Genomic DNA, 15,068 nt, shown 5'->3' with positions numbered 1-15,068 from the left:
GCCTTTCAGCACGCTTGCGTGTTGGGGAGATGTCGGCGCCGCCCGCGCCCAAAAGCGCTCGCAATGACGGTTTTGCTTTAAGTGGTGCGCCATGCGTCGAATCTAGCCGTTTCTAAGATTTTTCACGCTCTCGCACCAATCGGTCACGAGGCGGAATACATTCGAGACTTTGCTAGCATTGGGGCGAAGGAGGCGTTGATCGCCCGCCGGAAGCGTTCTTGTCCCGAACGCGAGCCGCCCAGAGATTTTCCGCATAACGCGCACAATAGACTTGGGCGAGTCGGTGTTGATCGAGTTGGTGCAGCGCGGCCGCGTCCGGCCAATTGGAGGTGAACTCGATCAGTTTTTCCTTGGGCGTGTCCGAATGGCTTTCCCAGAAGAAATCGAAGGCATCCAGCGGCTCCTTTATCTCGCGCGACACATCCTTAATGATGCCGAAAAAAGTTTGCGGAGAGCCCTTGTAGGCGGCCATTTCGGCATCGCTGAGGGGGGTCTTGCAAATGACGTGTGTTCCGTCCGCACATCGATAGGTCCCGTAGGCGCTCTGCTCCGGTTCAAGGACCACCGCATCGGTAAGCACGGCAGGCGCATCCCGGCCGTCGGCGAGAGGGATCAGGTATGTCGATCCGATCAGGAGGCGCGGCAGGGCCTTATTTCGTGATTCTTCGGAAAGCCGATCGTCAAACGTGCTTGGCACCGTTTGCTGCCGGTGGAGCGCCTTGCGCAGCCAGTGCAGTTCCAGATGCTTCTCCCGCGCATCGACGAGCTCCAATATGGATCGGGCAGATGTCCGCGAGGCAAAGTCTGGAATCTTGAAACCGCAGGCCAGCCCGATGTCCGTGAACACGGTACTGTCGAGTGCATGTACTGCGCCAAGGTTCGTCACCATCACGTAGGCGGGTGGTGCAGGTTGACCGTCGATAGTAAGTTCTTTCTCGGCCTGTTCGAGCTCCGCGTCGATGTGCTGCATCCAGTCCGGGACTTCGCCGGCGGCGCCGCTCGCTGCACGGTTCAACTCGATGAAGATCATGCGCTCATGATCCGCCTGCTTGCATAATGCCTTGTAGAGTTGATTGCGAATGCGGGGAGGCTCGGCACTGGCTCCCGACCGGCTGCTGACGGACGTAACCGCCTTGGCTTCCACCGAGAACTTCCTGCCCGTGTCCTTGTGCGTAGCCGTCAATTCGCAATGCGAGCGATCGGAATCCGTCTCGTCTTCCAGCTCAATATGGAAGCCCGCCCGCGCCAGGCTGCCAATGACCCGAGCTTCGTAAATCGCTCCCTCGAAGGTCTGCGGGTTGCGCAATCGCTTGAGCAGCAGCTTAGGCAGTTCGGCGTTGTGCGCGCTCAAATACAAATCATAGGCAAGACCGAGATAAGCCCGCACGGCTCCGGTCATTTCGGCGGAATGGATGCCGTCCGGCCCCTTCGGCAGTGTCTGCTGCAACATACACACCTTATAATACCACTTCAGAAGTGGGTGCCGCTCGGCTTCCGGCTTGGCTAGCTCGGCATTGCCCCATTCCGGGGTGAACTTCACCTTTATGTAGTCGAAGAGAAAATCGGGAAATGTGCGCCATGCCTTTGACCAGCGCACCTCCTTGCCGACGCACACCACGCGATAGCCGTGGTTTTCGAACGAAATGATAGGGTTGCCCAGCCCCTGCATTAGCCGACGCTGGTGCTCACGCGCCTCTTGCCGCGCGGCTTCCAACTGCAGGCGGGCGAGGGCTTCAGGAGAGGGGCCGGTCATGGGCCTGCCGGCTGGCTGCCGTCATCGCTCAGCGCGACCTTGAAAGCAGGGATGACAAGGGGATCGTCCAGGATGCGTTGAACTGGTCCTGCGAGTTCATCGCCGAGCGCGCGTCGAGCGGCCGCCGCCTTGCTTGCCGCCAAGAGGAAATCCGAGCGCCAAACGTCCCTCATGTCCTCATCGATCGTAAGACGTGTCGCGGCGGTTTCACTTCGAGCCAGCCGCCCCATCCAATAGATATAATCCGTCGCCATTCCTATCCGATAGGCCCGTTTTGACGTTTCCGCACGAATGGCGACGTCTAGCACGACAGCTACCACACATGTTGCAGCCTCCAGCTGTTCAAAGCACGACGTCTGATCCGAACGCTGCGCTTCAAGCCGGCCGACGATAAAGGCAACGATCGGGTTCAGCCGGCTCCGAACAAAATCGGTAGGTGAGGGCGCCAGGGCGATCGTCCGTGCGATGTGTTCAAGGTACGCATGCCGGTTGTCGAACGGGAGGTGACCTGGTTGTGCACCGCCCCCGGGCGGAAGCGCGGTGATAAAGGCATTGAGAAGAAGTTCATCCAGACGCTGGCTCACGCGTGCCTGATCCGCTGTACCCGCTGCAAACATCGACGAAATGTGTACGGCAACATTCTGCCGATGCACGACGATCTCAAAAACCTTGTCGGCAAGTGCGAGCGCATCCGTTTGGGAATCCCATGAGGCGAGCAATCGGTTGACGGGCCCAGCACCGCGGATCTCATCGGTAGAGCCGTTGAAGACGACCTGCTTTAATTCCTCAAGGAAGAGATTTGCCGCGAGTTTCCATGTCTCGGCTGGAGGTGGCGACGCGCTTTCTGTGAGCCTCGCCTTTTCAAGTGCTGGTGTGCCGGGTTCCGGGGTCTGCCAGATCAACGACGTCGAGATTGCACGGTCGCGGTCTTTGCCGTCCAGAAGTGCTCGTATGTAGGAATGCACGCGCCATGAAGAGACGCGGTCTAGTTCGCTGATCGCAAACGGCCAATCGCCTGCGGCCTTGCTCAGGCTGTTGGACAGCAGGTAGACAGTGGGCGTGCCCTTCTGGTTCAAAGTGCAGAGATAGCGGTCATGGAAGGCCTGTTTCGCGCCGTCCCCGCGCTTGACGTGGTAGACCGAAATCCGGCCGCATAGCTGCTCGGAAAACTCCTTCGCGGTCACGACCAGCTTGTCGAGGTGGCTGGCTGCAGCCGGCGTGTCGACTGTGTCTGCGTCCGGATCGGCGCCGCCCGGCGATACCAGCACGACCAGCGAGATCGTTTCATTCCCATGGCGGATGATAATGCGGCGAAAGGCGTCGCTGCCGAGGTAAGGATCTACGAGAAATGCCCTAACGACGCCGGGCTGCTCTAGCTTTGCCTTCATCCATCGAATGACCTCAACCTGGTCTTCACCGCTTGACCGGAGCCACTTGTTCTCGGGCTTCCAGTTCTCAGCACCGGTCAGCATCGCAGCGTCGGTAACGTTGTGGCGAAGGGTGTCCAGTCCGCCCGACCGGTCCCCAGGCGCAGGGTTGGAAAACGCCACGGTGGCAACCCGAGGCCGATTGCTCAAATCCACAGCGTCCGGCGCCCCTTCGAAGACCTGGGGCAAGAAGTCCTGGCGTCCCGCGGCAGTCAGGCCAAATTCGTAGCTCTGAACAAATGCTCCACTAATCCGGTCAGCCAGCTGTCCGTTCGGATGAAATACCGATAACTCGACGTCGGTGACGTGATTGGCGGCCTCGATCACGACCTCGTCAATGTCGCCGGCGATCTCGAATAGACGCTCTTCGATCAGTTCGTCATAGTTGTTCAAAGCTACATGAAAACGGTAGGGCTGTCCGGCCAGCGCTTCATCGCGCCGGATGAGGACCCGTCGCGTCGGTGCTTTGCTCCGAAAGTTCGGCTTCTCGATCCGCGCATTGAACAAGGGGCCGTTTGCCGAAAGCCGGCTGTCGTCCCGCAGAAACAGCTCAACGCAGCTCAGCCGACGCCGCTTCGAATAAATCCGATCCAGACCGGATTCTTCCGCGATGATCCTGAAAATGGTGGGCAGGCAGGCGGCAATCTCTCCAACTTCTATGAAGCTCTGAAGGTAGCGGTGGATCCGCGCGACCCCGTCCTTCATCGCAACACCGCTTGCGCGCAGAAGTCCCGTGCCGCAAGACCGAACCCGGCCTGAGTGTTCAACGATGACGATCGGTCCGAAAGGCTGCCCTTCGATCAGGACCTTCGGCTCGATGGGGCTTTCCGCTGGAACGGCAAAGCGGCCTGCCCGGAGATCCGACAGTACCGTCTCACTCTCGGCATCGGTGAATGTCTTATCCCAGATGACGACCTCAAGCTCCGTGCCGTCGATTGCCCTGCGGATCACGGGATCAAACTGGTCGCGCGAAGGGATCGGCGGCGGGTAATCGCCCGAGCCACGAATAGTGCGGAGGTAAGCGTAGACTAGAATCCCTGGCGACGCTCGCTCCGCTAAGCCGAAGATCGTGACTGCAAGCGCCATCGGATTGTTATCCTAGCTCGGAGATGCCCGGCAGGCCGCTGCCAGTCAGTTCATCATCAATCAATTCTGGCAGCCATCTTGAAACATCTTCGATCGCGACTGCGTGACAGTGCTCGGAAAAATATTCATGCACTCTAGTGTATCGATCGCCGAAGCGGGAACGAAACTGGTTGCGAACAGCTTCATTTTTGCTGAGCACACTAGCAATCGCCCGCCTTGCCTGGAAAAACTTAAGCGGGTACTCGGTGCCGAGCACGTAGAGGTACTTGCGTTTGTTCGTGGGGTAATCGGCGAGCAGGAAGAAGTCCTTAAAGATCGAGTTCTGCCGGATAGTCTCGGCGCTTCCCTGCCAGTGAATGAACTTGAATTCGGCGATGCGCTGATTAGTTTCAAGGTCGAAGAGCCTCCCTGTGTTGCCGGCGCCGAGCGAGACATATTCGACGGTTTCACCGTCCTCCAGAATATGCGGAAGACAGAGAAGAATGCCGAGCGCGTGAATCGCGGTATTCACTTGGGCAGCTACCCGCTTGAGGGACGCGGCGGCGGCGAGGGCCTGTTTTTCATCGCCCGAAGCCGACAGTGCGGCGAGGGATCCCGTCCTCGTTGCTCCCCTTAAGCTCCCCTCAATTCGGGATAGAGCATCCGTCAGGTTTGTGCCGCTGAACTTCTGCAAAGCCTCGGCTGCGGCGGCAATATCCATCTCTCAACCTGCTTCTGTTTCGGATTGGCCAGTGTCAGCCTCCGGCCAAGCCGCGACAACTTTGTCTTTAACAAAAGCTTCGACCACTGAAGCGGCATTGGCCGTTACACGCTTTCGGTCGCCGGACTGACGAAAGGCGACGCCGTGAAGCTTCTTGTTGACCTTGACCACCACCAGATCCTTATCCAACTCCACGTGCAGTTCCCAAAGTGCCCCGCCGCTGACTCCGCCGTAGCTCCTTGGAACGCGCGGGCCGGTCTCAAAACTGACTTCAATCTCGACGAGATCGTTTCCGTCTTCCTGGAAAGGCCGCACGGTCTTGGCAGCACCAAAAAGCCCGCCTATGTCGATCTTCCTTCCTTTGATGAAGGCGACCACGCCGTCCTCAGTCCATTCGCCGACGACGCCGACGAGCGCATAGCATGTGCTCATGCGATTTCCCGCGGTTCCGATCTTGAAGTCGCGCGGGAGCCCAAGGTTGTAGAAGATGGCTCCCTTCGCTTCCAGTTCGCGGCCGTCAACTTCCGGAATGGAAACGAACGCTATATCAGGTGCGTCGCAATCCTTCCCGTTCCAGTCTAACACGCGCTTGGTGTGGCCGAGGTTCAACCGCCGGTTCTGAAGGGCCGGCCGAATGCTCGGAAAGCGAACCAGGCCGACTGTTTCCTCTAGCCCGAACTCTCGCAGTACGTGTGCAGCGGTCAGGATGCCATAGAGTTTGCCGAGCTTGACGAAGGTCCCGCTACCCATCGGATCGGCGACCTCGATCTTTCCTTGCTGCCTGAACTTCAGAAAGCCAACGCTGTAATCGCAAACCGGACCAGTGAATGAGTCGTCGATCTTGATCGTGACTTCCCGATTGACCGTCGACATCCGTGCTCCGCAAGAGGTCTCTTGAATGCTTGCGTCAATACATCCAGCGGCCGGAATGTAACAGCTTCCGGTTGAGCTATCGAGGGGGCGATAGGAGTTGGCGGGTTTGTTCTGGGTGGCGCGCCACCGGGGACTCATCTGCGGTCTCGGATTGTCGAGGTTTGTGCGAGCCAATTCCCATTGACGGTTCGCCGCTGCCTTCGTCGCTGCGAAAAAATCCCTCCTCGCCTTTAGTGTCCGGAAATACTCGAACCGGCGTTGGCGTACGCTATCGTACGCGGGGGCCTTCGGATGTTCGCATTGACGTTGCTGGTCGCACAGCAAATTCTCGTCCTGTCGAGCATTGTGCGAAGATGGAGGGTCATGTGAGATATAGTCGACGAGAGAAAAACGGCGGACAACAGTTACAAGTTAGTCTATCCGCGCCGCAAGCCGAAGAACTGAGCACGATCCCATTCGCTCAGCGGCTCACCTGCACAATTGACGAAGCATGCGAGGTGACCGGTTTGGGACGCACGAAGCTTTATGAGTTGATAGGAGCTAAACGGATCGTCACTACAACGATCGGACGTCGGCGACTAGTAGTTGTGCGCTCACTTCTGGCGCTCCTTGACGCCAATATATCCAGCTAATCTACGTGCGGCCTAAGCGAGCAGCCCTATTTCAGCCGCGGTTTTTCTTTAGGCACTCATTTTGATGACACGACCGTGCTGCCTTAGCCGGTCGAGCTCGTCCGCCCACCACCGCATCATCCGCACACGCTCCTGCCAAAATTCTGCGGCATGCGTGTAGGCGCCACGGATTTCATTCGCCTCCTGATGCGCCAATTGGCGTTCGATCGCATCCGCATGCCATTTCCCACTCTCGTTCAGGAGCGTCGACGCCGTCGATCTAAGGCCGTGGATGGTTAACTCCGTCTGGTCGTATCCGAGGCGACGCAGTGCCGCGTTCAGAGTGTTATCGCTGATCGGCCGATACCACGACCGCACCGAAGGGAACAGATATCTTGACCCGCCGGAAATCTCCTTAAGCTCGCGAAGAATCGCAAGCGCTTGAGCTGCCAACGGCACCCGGTGTGGTCGTCTCATCTTCATCTTTTTTGCGGGTATGCGCCATTCGGCGTCAGCCAAGTCGAACTCGGCCCATTCAGCGTGCCGAAGCTCACCAGGTCGCACGAAGACGAGCGGCGCCAGCCTCAGGGCGTGCCTCGTGACGGCGTGGCCCTCAAAACCATCAATTGCCCGCAGCAGCGCGCCGACAGCTTTGGGTTCGACGATTGTCGCCCGGTGTGTAACGGTTGGTGTGATCAGCGCGCCGCGGAGGTCCGCAGTTGGATCCCGTTCCGCACGTCCCGTTGCGATGGCGAAACGGAAGACTGCACCAACGGTACTGCGAGCTCGGGTCGCAGTCTCGTGCCGCCCACGCTTCTCAATCTTCCGCAAAGCGTCGAGGATTTCAGGCGCTTTGATTTCCGCGATTGGTCGCTTGCCGAACGCCTTGTTGGCGAAATCGAGCAGCCACTGCTTCTTCTTCAGGGTTTTCGGCGCATCACCCTCCGCCTTGAATTTGTCCATGAGTTCTTTGGCCACGGCTTCAAAGGTGTTGGCCCGCGCCATTCGTGCATTGCGGCGCTCCTCCTTGCGGTTGACGGACGGATCAATTCCTTCCGCAAGCAATTTTTTTGCATCGTCGCGTTTGATGCGCGCGTCCGCGAGGGATGTCACCGGATATTGACCAAGGGCGAGTAGCTTCTGCTTGCCATCGAAGCGATAGGTAAGGCGCCAGAGCTTCGATCCTGTCGTCGTGACGAGCATGAAAAGTCCGCCACTGTCAGACTGCTTGTAGTTTTTTTCGCCGGATTTCAGGTGCCGAAAATAGGTGTCGTTCTTGGTCGGCATGGGTTCGATTCCCCGCAAAAATCGCGATACCAACAGCCCTATGAACTACCAACGAGGATACCAACAAAATGGTCGGATACCAGCAAAAATGGGCGAACGGCCGCGAAGTCTAAAGTGCGACTTGTGCCTTTCATTATTGAGGAAAGTGAACGTTAGCGGGTTAGGGCGGACGGTAGGATGGTGCCCCTGGCCGGAATCGAACCAGCACTCCTTGCGGAACTCGATTTTGAGTCGAGCGCGTCTACCAATTCCGCCACAGGGGCGTCCGGACAGCGGCCCGAAGGCCGGCGTCACGAAGCCGGCGGAATATAGCGGGCGCGCCCTGCGGGTCAACCCGGGCATGGGCGTTTGGCCCGGGCAAAGACGTTGATTGTCTGAGCGCTTTTGGCCCGGCGGCGTGTAAGATTGCAGCCTGATGCGGTGGGGGCCGTTGGCCCGACCGTGGCCATTCCGTCACCGGGACGCCAAAACACTCCAGTGTGATCGCGGTTGCCTCGACAGCGCCGGGCCTGCCGGGATAGGACGCTTGCACAGAGGAGATCAACGTGACGTTTCAAGCCACCGCGAACCCGTCTCACACGCAGGCCACGGCCAACCCCGCGCTGACAGCGGCGCTCGCTGTCACCGTCATCGCGGCGGCCACGCTGGCGGGGGCGTGGTTCTTCCAGCTCGTGCTCGAAATCCTTCCCTGTCCGCTCTGCCTGGAGCAGCGCTACGCCTATTACCTGGCGGTCCCGCTCGGCGCATTGGTAGCGATCGCTGCGGCAAAACACGCCCCGCGTCCGGTGCTGCTGGCGGGGCTTGCGATCCTCGCACTTGCCGCCCTCGGCAATGCGGTGCTTGGCACCTATCATGCCGGCGTCGAATGGCATTTCTTCCAGGGGCCGACCGATTGCACCGGGCCGGTCGGAAATCTCGGCAGCGCCGGCAACCTTCTGGAGCGCCTCGACACTGTGAAGGTGATCCGCTGCGACGAGGTGCAGTGGCGCTTTCTCGGCCTGTCGCTCGCCGGCTATAACGTGCTGATCTCGCTGTTGATGGCCGCGATCGCGGCGTGGGGCTTTGTCAGGACGGCCCGCACGTAAGCCTCAACAATCGGGGGCCGTTTCGCTTAATCGTCCACGTCCTCCTGCGGACGTCCAAACAGATGGACGATGCCGGGCATGGTGATGGTGACGAAGACGAAGCGCGCCAAATGATGGGCGCCGACAAAGATCGGGTCGATGTGCAATGTCAGCGCCAGCGCCAGCATGGCGTCCATCGCCCCCGGTGCAAACGCAACGACAATGTCGGAGAACTTCACATGGGTGGTGAAGGCGATCACCGTGACAAAGACCGCGGAAATGATGATCGCGACGGCAAACGATCCCAGCGCTGCATTGACATGGCCGAGCAGGGTCTTGACCTTCATCCGCGCGAACCGCGCCCCGATCACGGCACCGATGCCGACCAGCGAGATCCCTCGCACCCATGGCGGCAATCCGCCCTCGACCAGCCCGGTGCCGTGCAGCACGCTTGACCCGATCATGGCGCCGAACATCCAGCTCGCCGGAAATTTAATCAGCCGCAGCAGCAGCGCCACCGCTACCGCGGCCGCGATCAGCTCGGCCAGTTCGATCGGAGACGCAATTGCCAGCGCCGCGTTTGGCGAAGACCCCGTGTTTAGCCCGGTCAGCGCCAGCAGCATGGGCAGCGCGGCGGTGAGAATGATGACCCGCATGGTCTGCACCACGGCGATCGCGGCGACATCAGCGCCTTTTTCGGCCGCGAGGATGGTGATTTGCGACAGCGCGCCGGGGCTTCCCGCCAGGAACGCCGAGGTTTGGTCCCAGCCGTGGATCCGTTGCAGATAGATGCTGCTGCCGAAGGTTGAGCAGAACGTCGCCAGCGCCAGCAGCGCGATCGTCAGTGGATAGGCGCTCACATGCTGCAGGAGCTGCCGCGACGCCAGCGAGCCCAGCGAAATCCCGAGTAATACCAGCATCGATTGGGTCAGATGCGGTGGCACCCAAAGCGGCCGCCCCGCGATCGCGGCGACACCCACGGCGATCATGGCGCCGGAAATCAACCCGCCCGGGAGCTGTGCCCACAGAAACAGCCCGCCGCCGGCGGCGCCGAGAACCAGCGTTTCGAGGGCGTTGAGGGCCTTGGTGCGGTTGGAAATGGCTAACGCCATCGATGCAGGACTTTGGCTCACGCCGTTTTATGTCAAATCCTGGTGCGGGCGACAATGGCGCCAGTGCAACTGCAGCAATGCGCGGCCTATCTTCCGCCGAAAACGGCAGGCCGGAGCGTCCGGCAGAGCAATATGTGCCGGCGCAAGCCAGCTCGAAATCAGAGTTCAAATCAGATCTGCAATAATAACCCTGATCCCTTCCCCTTGCGGGGAAGGGAAAACGAAGGCTAAGCGAATCACTTCTTGTCGGCAGCTTCCTTCTTGCAATCCGAGCGGAATTTCTTGCGCTCCTTGCCGTGAAGCCCCTTGGCGTCGGCTTCCTTGGAGCATTCGAGCGAGGCGGCGGACCGCGGCTTCTTCGCCGTGGCTGTCGCTGCAGCCGGAGCTGATGCTGCAGGCGCGGCGGCCGGCGCGGGGGTCTGCGCGAACGCAGCAGAGCTCAACAGAAACAGGGATGCGAAAGCGGTCGCAGCCGCACGGGAGGACAGGGTCATCATGGAAGCACCTCAGGTTGAAGAGGCGCGCAAGGTCGGCTCGCAATGCTGAACCGTGGATGAATGAAGCTGGCCGGGATCAGTTTCGCGACACGATATTTTAGCGGGGAGATGGATCGCTTCCGTTGTCACACGCCATCGCTGCGTTAGGATGGGGTTCTTCAGATCGTCTTGCCCCGAGGAGACCAAGGATGAACATTCAAGCAAAATTCTTATTGTGTGCAGTTGCCATGTCGGGTCTTGCCGCGTTCGCGGCCGTATCGCCGGCCCAGGCGCTGACCATGCAGGAATGCAGTGCAAAATATAAAGAAGCCAAGTCCGCCGGTACCCTCAATGGCCAGAAATGGAACGATTTCCGTAAAGCGGAATGCGGCGCGGACGCGACAGCGACCCCCGCCGCAGCGCCTGCGGCTGCGCCGGCCGCGGAGGCCAAGCCGGCTCCCGCGCCGAAGCCCATGGCGGCGGCACCCGCAGCACCCATGTCGATGGGTAATGCGGTGTTTCCATCCGCCGTGGATCCGAAATACGCCAAGGAATCCGCCGGCAAGGGCCGCATGCACACCTGTGTTGACCAGTACAACGCCAACAAGACCACCAATGGCAATGGCGGCCTGAAATGGATCCAGAAGGGCGGCGGCTATTACAGCGAATGCAACAAGAAGCTGAAGGGCGCGGCCTGATCGGCCTTGACAAGCGCGGGCGTCACATCTTTGTCATGCCCGCGTTTCCATTTTTGCTGATCGCGCTGTTCTCTACAGTTTGAGCATGATCCCTCCGGAAAATTGGTACCCCCTTTTCCGGATCATGCTCTGGCATCGCGCCGGCGCAAACGAGGCCCTGGCGTGATTATCTCTGCGATGCAAGGCTTACTGGGACTGGCATCGGGATCGCTGGTCGGATTTTCGCTCGGCCTGGTCGGTGGCGGCGGATCGATCCTCGCGGTGCCGCTGATGGTCTATGTGGTCGGCGTGCCCGACGCCCATCTGGCGATCGGCACCAGCGCGATTGCGGTCGCCACCAATGCCGCGTTCAATTTGTCCAACCACGCGCGCGGCGGCACGGTGCGATGGTCCTGCGCGCTGACGTTCGCGGCGGCAGGAATCGTCGGCGCCTTCGTCGGATCGATCTTCGGCAAAATGCTCGACGGCCAAAAACTGCTGGCGCTGTTTGCGCTGGTGATGCTGGTGATCGCCATGCTGATGCTGAAGGCACGGTCGCGGGTCGGGCTGCCTGACGTGCGGATGAGCTGGGCCAACATGCCCGCCGTCGTCGGTCTTGGCCTCGCCACGGGGACGCTGTCCGGCTTTTTCGGCATCGGCGGCGGATTCCTGATCGTGCCGGCGCTGATGCTGGCGACGGGCATGTCGATCATGAACGCGGTCAGTTCGTCGCTGGTCGCTGTGACGGCGTTTGGCCTGACGACCGCGGCCAGTTATGCCTATTCCGGCCTCGTGTCGTGGGAGCTGGCCGGATTGTTCATCGCGGGCGGGATCGTCGGCGGCTTGATCGGCACCCGTTCGGCGCGGCTATTGGCGGAACGGCGCGGTGCGCTCAATATCGTATTCGCCGCTGTTATTGTTGCCGTGGCGATCTATATGCTGGTGCGTAACTTATCGCTGTTTTGAGCGTATATTTATTGCACCGCACCTCAGGCCGGCCGGGAGGCCAGACATGACCCTATCGATCGATCCCGGCAGGCCAAACCTGGTAAGAAGCCGACGCGAGGCCCTAGCCCTGCTGGGTGGAGGCTCTGTCGCACTCGGCATCGGAACTGCGCCCAGGACGGCGCGGGCCGAGGGCGAGGAAACCGTGCTGACGGAAGCCCTCGTGCTGCGCGATCCCGACATTCCGGTGGCGGGAAACGCCGACGGCGACGTCACGATCGTCGAGTATTTCGACTACCAGTGTCCGTATTGCCGCAAGCTCGAACCCGAACTGCGGCAGGTGGTGCAGGATGACGGCAAGGTTCGCCTGGTATGGAAGGACTGGCCGATTCTTGGCCCGATTTCAGTCGTCGCAACGCGGATGGCGCTGGCGAGCAAATACCAGGACAAATACGTTCAGGCGCATGACGCATTGATGGGCGTGAATTCGAAACTGACGGAGCCGCGGATTCGCGAATTGCTGGCGGGCGCGGGTATCGATCTCGATCGTTTGGATCGCGATCTCGTCACCAACGAGAAGGCGATTGCCGCGATCGTCGCGCGCAACAACGATCAGGCCACCGCGTTCGGCTTCAAGGGCACGCCGTCCTTTATCGTCGGCAAATTCCGCGTGCCCGGCATATTGTCCATGGCGGAATTCGATCAGGTCATTGCGGATGCGCGGAAAGCGAAAGCGGCGGCGACCAAGAAATAGGTTGAAGCGTCAATAGATCAGCGCAAGCGTCAAGAAAACGCCCCCGTCAAAGACGAGAGCGCAGACGCTTAACCGAAATCCGAGCGATTATCTCGACGATAGCCTGACCCAATCGTTATGGGCGCGTACCTTTACCGCGTTCCAGTCGTTGGACGCGACGTCCCAGTTGACGATGGTGCGATTGGTCTCTGCGACCTGACCATTGGCGACCGATGAGGTCGACATCGAATCGTAGATGTAGACGCCGGCGACCAGCAACAGCGCACCCAAAATCATTCCTATAAAAGTCTGCATCGACGAACCCTCCAGTGACCGCCAACAACGCGGCTGGAGGAGGATGGTTCCCGCCCACTAAATCATCACCTCTCACGCCTCACGGAGGCTTGAAAGAGCTGCGGGTCGTGCATCAATGTAGGAGCGCGCTTCAACGGCGCCAAGGAGAGAACATGACCGACAAGACCAGCAGGGTCGCGATCGTGACCGGCGCTTCGCGTGGCATTGGTGCTGCGGTGGCAGAGCGGCTCGCCAGTGACGGCTTTACCGTCGTCATCAATTATTCCGGGGACGTCAAATCTGCCGAGGTTGTCGTCAAGAAGATCGAAGGCAGTGGCGGCCGGGCGCTGGCTGTCAAGGCAGACGTCAGCGATCCCAAGGCCATGCATGAACTGTTCGACAAGACCGAGGCGACATTCGGTGGCGTCGACGTGCTGATCAACAACGCCGGCATCATGAAGCTTGCCAAGATCGCCGACAGCGACGATGCGCTGTTCGACCAGCAGATCGCGGTCAATCTCAAGGGCAGCTTCAACGCGATGCGTGAAGCGGCGAAACGCTTGCGCGACGGCGGCAGGATCGTGAATTTCTCGACCAGTGTCGTCGGCACCAAGCTCGAGACCTATGGCATCTATGCCGCCACCAAAGCGGCGGTCGAAATCTTTACTGCAATCCTGTCCAAGGAATTGCGCGGTCGCAATATTACGGTCAACGCCGTGGCGCCGGGCCCGGTCGCAACCGACCTGTTCCTTAGCGGCAAATCGCAGGAGCTGATCGATCGGCTGGCCAAGATGAATCCGATGGAGCGCCTCGGCACACCGGAGGATATCGCCTCAACCGTCGCTTTCCTGGTCGGCCCCGATGGTGGATGGATCAACGGTCAGGTCCTGCGCGCCAATGGCGGCATGGTGTGATTACCATTCGGCTTCTGATCACGCTTTAGCCGCGCAGCCAATTCAGGATCGCCGGGTTCATCTCGCGCGGATAGCTATGGCTGAGATCGTCAAGCTCGCGGTAGGTGACATCGGCGCCCGCCGCCGATAACGCCTCTCGCGTCTGCCGGGCCACCTGAACCGGAAACATCCAGTCGAGCCGGCCATGCACGAGATAGACCGGCAGGCCGCGCAGCCGTTGCGCATCGGCCATTTCCGCCATCAGCGGGTGAAAGGTCGAGGCAACGGGCGCAAGATGGGTGAAGGGCGAAGCGCTTTCGAGCCCGGTGACGTAGCAGTAGGTTCCGCCATCGCTCATGCCGGTCAACAGCAGCCGTTCCGGGTCGACGTTCCAGCGCGATCGCACCTGATCGAGAATGCGGGCGAGGTTGGGCGTGTCGGTATCCTCACCCATCAATGCCCAGGTACTGCCGGTCGCCGTCGGGGCGATCAGGATGGCGCCAAGGCTGCGGGCGTCCCGCAGCCAGCTCCACAGGAAGTTGCGGCCATTGCCGCTGCCGCCATGCAGCGCCATTACCAGCGGCCAGGCACGGTCGGGCGTGTAATATTCCGGCACATAAAGCGAGAAACCGCCGCGGCTGCCTGATTCGTCATGGTCGTGGACGATGCCGGTGTCCGGCTGCGCCGGCGCTGCGAGCAGAGCCGACAGATCAGCGTCATCACGAAGTGCGGGATCAACGAAGAAACGGCTCACCGGCGGAAATTTGGCTGCAAGCGGATACAGCGCCTCCTGTGCGCGCGGGGCATAACGCAGTGCGCGAAATACGGCCATCAGATCGCCATTGCCATTCTGGACCGCGCGCAATCCCTCGAACGCTGCAAGTACAGCATCGCTTGCCGCTTCAAGCGAGGTTTGGAAGTCGGCGAATTCTTCTGGCCAATCGACCAGGCGCCGGCGAACCGCCTGCAATGCCTGGTCCGGCGTGCCGGCAGCTTGCATGACGCGGCCGAAATCCGGCGGGTTCAGATAACGCGCGACAAAGGCCAGCGTCTCGAGCGATTGCAGCAATGGCGGTACCACGGCCACGATGTCGTCCACCACGGCCTCGCTCATCGCGCGCTCCCTGAGAACCCGTT

15 protein-coding genes and 1 tRNA gene are annotated in these 15,068 nt (G+C 60.3%); 6 read left to right on the top strand and 10 right to left on the bottom strand.

Going from position 1 to position 15,068, the window contains the following annotated elements; all coding sequences use genetic code 11:
- Positions 1 to 172: 172 nt before the first annotated feature.
- The 4 genes from BLV09_RS20945 to BLV09_RS20930 are packed head-to-tail and all read right to left on the bottom strand — an operon-like array spanning position 173 to position 5,839.
- Entirely contained in the window at positions 173 to 1,753 is a 1,581-nt protein-coding gene (locus BLV09_RS20945) for a hypothetical protein (RefSeq protein ID WP_146688715.1), read from the bottom strand.
- Positions 1,750 to 4,266, bottom strand: coding sequence for a VPA1262 family N-terminal domain-containing protein (locus BLV09_RS20940; RefSeq protein WP_146688714.1), 2,517 nt, complete (start codon positions 4,264 to 4,266; stop codon positions 1,750 to 1,752). The genes BLV09_RS20945 and BLV09_RS20940 overlap by 4 nt, the downstream gene beginning before the upstream one ends.
- A gap of 7 nt (positions 4,267 to 4,273) precedes the next feature.
- Positions 4,274 to 4,966, bottom strand: coding sequence for a hypothetical protein (locus BLV09_RS20935; protein ID WP_167558824.1), 693 nt, complete (start codon positions 4,964 to 4,966; stop codon positions 4,274 to 4,276).
- 3 nt (positions 4,967 to 4,969) lie between these two features.
- Entirely contained in the window at positions 4,970 to 5,839 is an 870-nt protein-coding gene (locus BLV09_RS20930) for a hypothetical protein (protein WP_146688713.1), read from the bottom strand.
- Between the two features lie 353 nt (positions 5,840 to 6,192).
- On the opposite strand from BLV09_RS20930, the gene BLV09_RS38860 reads away from it, so the two are divergent.
- On the top strand, positions 6,193 to 6,471 hold the full coding sequence (locus BLV09_RS38860; protein ID WP_146688712.1) for a helix-turn-helix domain-containing protein: 279 nt from the start codon (positions 6,193 to 6,195) through the stop codon (positions 6,469 to 6,471).
- A 48-nt stretch (positions 6,472 to 6,519) separates the two neighbouring features.
- Here BLV09_RS38860 and BLV09_RS20920 read toward each other — a convergent pair whose 3' ends face one another.
- Both BLV09_RS20920 and BLV09_RS20915 read right to left on the bottom strand, forming a co-directional pair.
- Positions 6,520 to 7,737: a tyrosine-type recombinase/integrase gene (locus tag BLV09_RS20920; protein WP_146688711.1), complete on the bottom strand. Its 1,218-nt coding sequence runs from the start codon at positions 7,735 to 7,737 to the stop codon at positions 6,520 to 6,522.
- A gap of 178 nt (positions 7,738 to 7,915) precedes the next feature.
- A tRNA-Leu gene (locus BLV09_RS20915) sits at positions 7,916 to 8,000 on the bottom strand.
- A 282-nt stretch (positions 8,001 to 8,282) separates the two neighbouring features.
- Between BLV09_RS20915 and BLV09_RS20910 the strand changes: the two genes are divergently transcribed.
- A complete protein-coding gene (locus tag BLV09_RS20910) occupies positions 8,283 to 8,822 on the top strand; it encodes a disulfide bond formation protein B (protein WP_146688710.1) in 540 nt (179 codons plus the stop codon).
- A gap of 26 nt (positions 8,823 to 8,848) precedes the next feature.
- Here BLV09_RS20910 and BLV09_RS20905 read toward each other — a convergent pair whose 3' ends face one another.
- Both BLV09_RS20905 and BLV09_RS20900 read right to left on the bottom strand, forming a co-directional pair.
- Complete coding sequence (locus BLV09_RS20905; protein ID WP_146691222.1) at positions 8,849 to 9,913, bottom strand: AbrB family transcriptional regulator; 1,065 nt, start codon at positions 9,911 to 9,913, stop codon at positions 8,849 to 8,851.
- A 236-nt stretch (positions 9,914 to 10,149) separates the two neighbouring features.
- On the bottom strand, positions 10,150 to 10,407 hold the full coding sequence (locus BLV09_RS20900; protein ID WP_174556604.1) for a PsiF family protein: 258 nt from the start codon (positions 10,405 to 10,407) through the stop codon (positions 10,150 to 10,152).
- A gap of 191 nt (positions 10,408 to 10,598) precedes the next feature.
- Here BLV09_RS20900 and BLV09_RS20895 point away from each other — a divergent pair, with 191 nt between their 5' ends.
- The 3 genes from BLV09_RS20895 (at position 10,599) to BLV09_RS20885 (ending at position 12,765) form a co-directional block, all read left to right on the top strand.
- Positions 10,599 to 11,087: a hypothetical protein gene (locus tag BLV09_RS20895; RefSeq protein WP_100384258.1), complete on the top strand. Its 489-nt coding sequence runs from the start codon at positions 10,599 to 10,601 to the stop codon at positions 11,085 to 11,087.
- 165 nt (positions 11,088 to 11,252) lie between these two features.
- Positions 11,253 to 12,032, top strand: coding sequence for a sulfite exporter TauE/SafE family protein (locus tag BLV09_RS20890; protein ID WP_146691221.1), 780 nt, complete (start codon positions 11,253 to 11,255; stop codon positions 12,030 to 12,032).
- A 46-nt stretch (positions 12,033 to 12,078) separates the two neighbouring features.
- Positions 12,079 to 12,765, top strand: coding sequence for a DsbA family protein (locus BLV09_RS20885; protein ID WP_146688709.1), 687 nt, complete (start codon positions 12,079 to 12,081; stop codon positions 12,763 to 12,765).
- Between the two features lie 87 nt (positions 12,766 to 12,852).
- Here BLV09_RS20885 and BLV09_RS20880 read toward each other — a convergent pair whose 3' ends face one another.
- Positions 12,853 to 13,059, bottom strand: coding sequence for a hypothetical protein (locus BLV09_RS20880; protein ID WP_100384256.1), 207 nt, complete (start codon positions 13,057 to 13,059; stop codon positions 12,853 to 12,855).
- Between the two features lie 152 nt (positions 13,060 to 13,211).
- Here BLV09_RS20880 and BLV09_RS20875 point away from each other — a divergent pair, with 152 nt between their 5' ends.
- The gene (locus tag BLV09_RS20875) at positions 13,212 to 13,952 is read left to right on the top strand and encodes an SDR family oxidoreductase (RefSeq protein ID WP_146688708.1); all 741 of its coding nucleotides are present in this window, start codon (positions 13,212 to 13,214) and stop codon (positions 13,950 to 13,952) included.
- Between the two features lie 25 nt (positions 13,953 to 13,977).
- On the opposite strand, the gene BLV09_RS20870 is transcribed toward BLV09_RS20875, so the two are convergent.
- Positions 13,978 to 15,045, bottom strand: coding sequence for a phospholipase (locus BLV09_RS20870; RefSeq protein WP_146688707.1), 1,068 nt, complete (start codon positions 15,043 to 15,045; stop codon positions 13,978 to 13,980).
- Positions 15,046 to 15,068 lie beyond the last annotated feature (23 nt).

It is taken from the genome of Bradyrhizobium canariense (assembly GCF_900105125.1).
In the GTDB taxonomy this organism is placed as follows: Bacteria; Pseudomonadota; Alphaproteobacteria; order Rhizobiales; family Xanthobacteraceae; genus Bradyrhizobium; species Bradyrhizobium canariense_A.
Note: the sequence above shows the minus strand (reverse complement) of the source record. Positions and strands in the feature narration are given on the sequence as shown.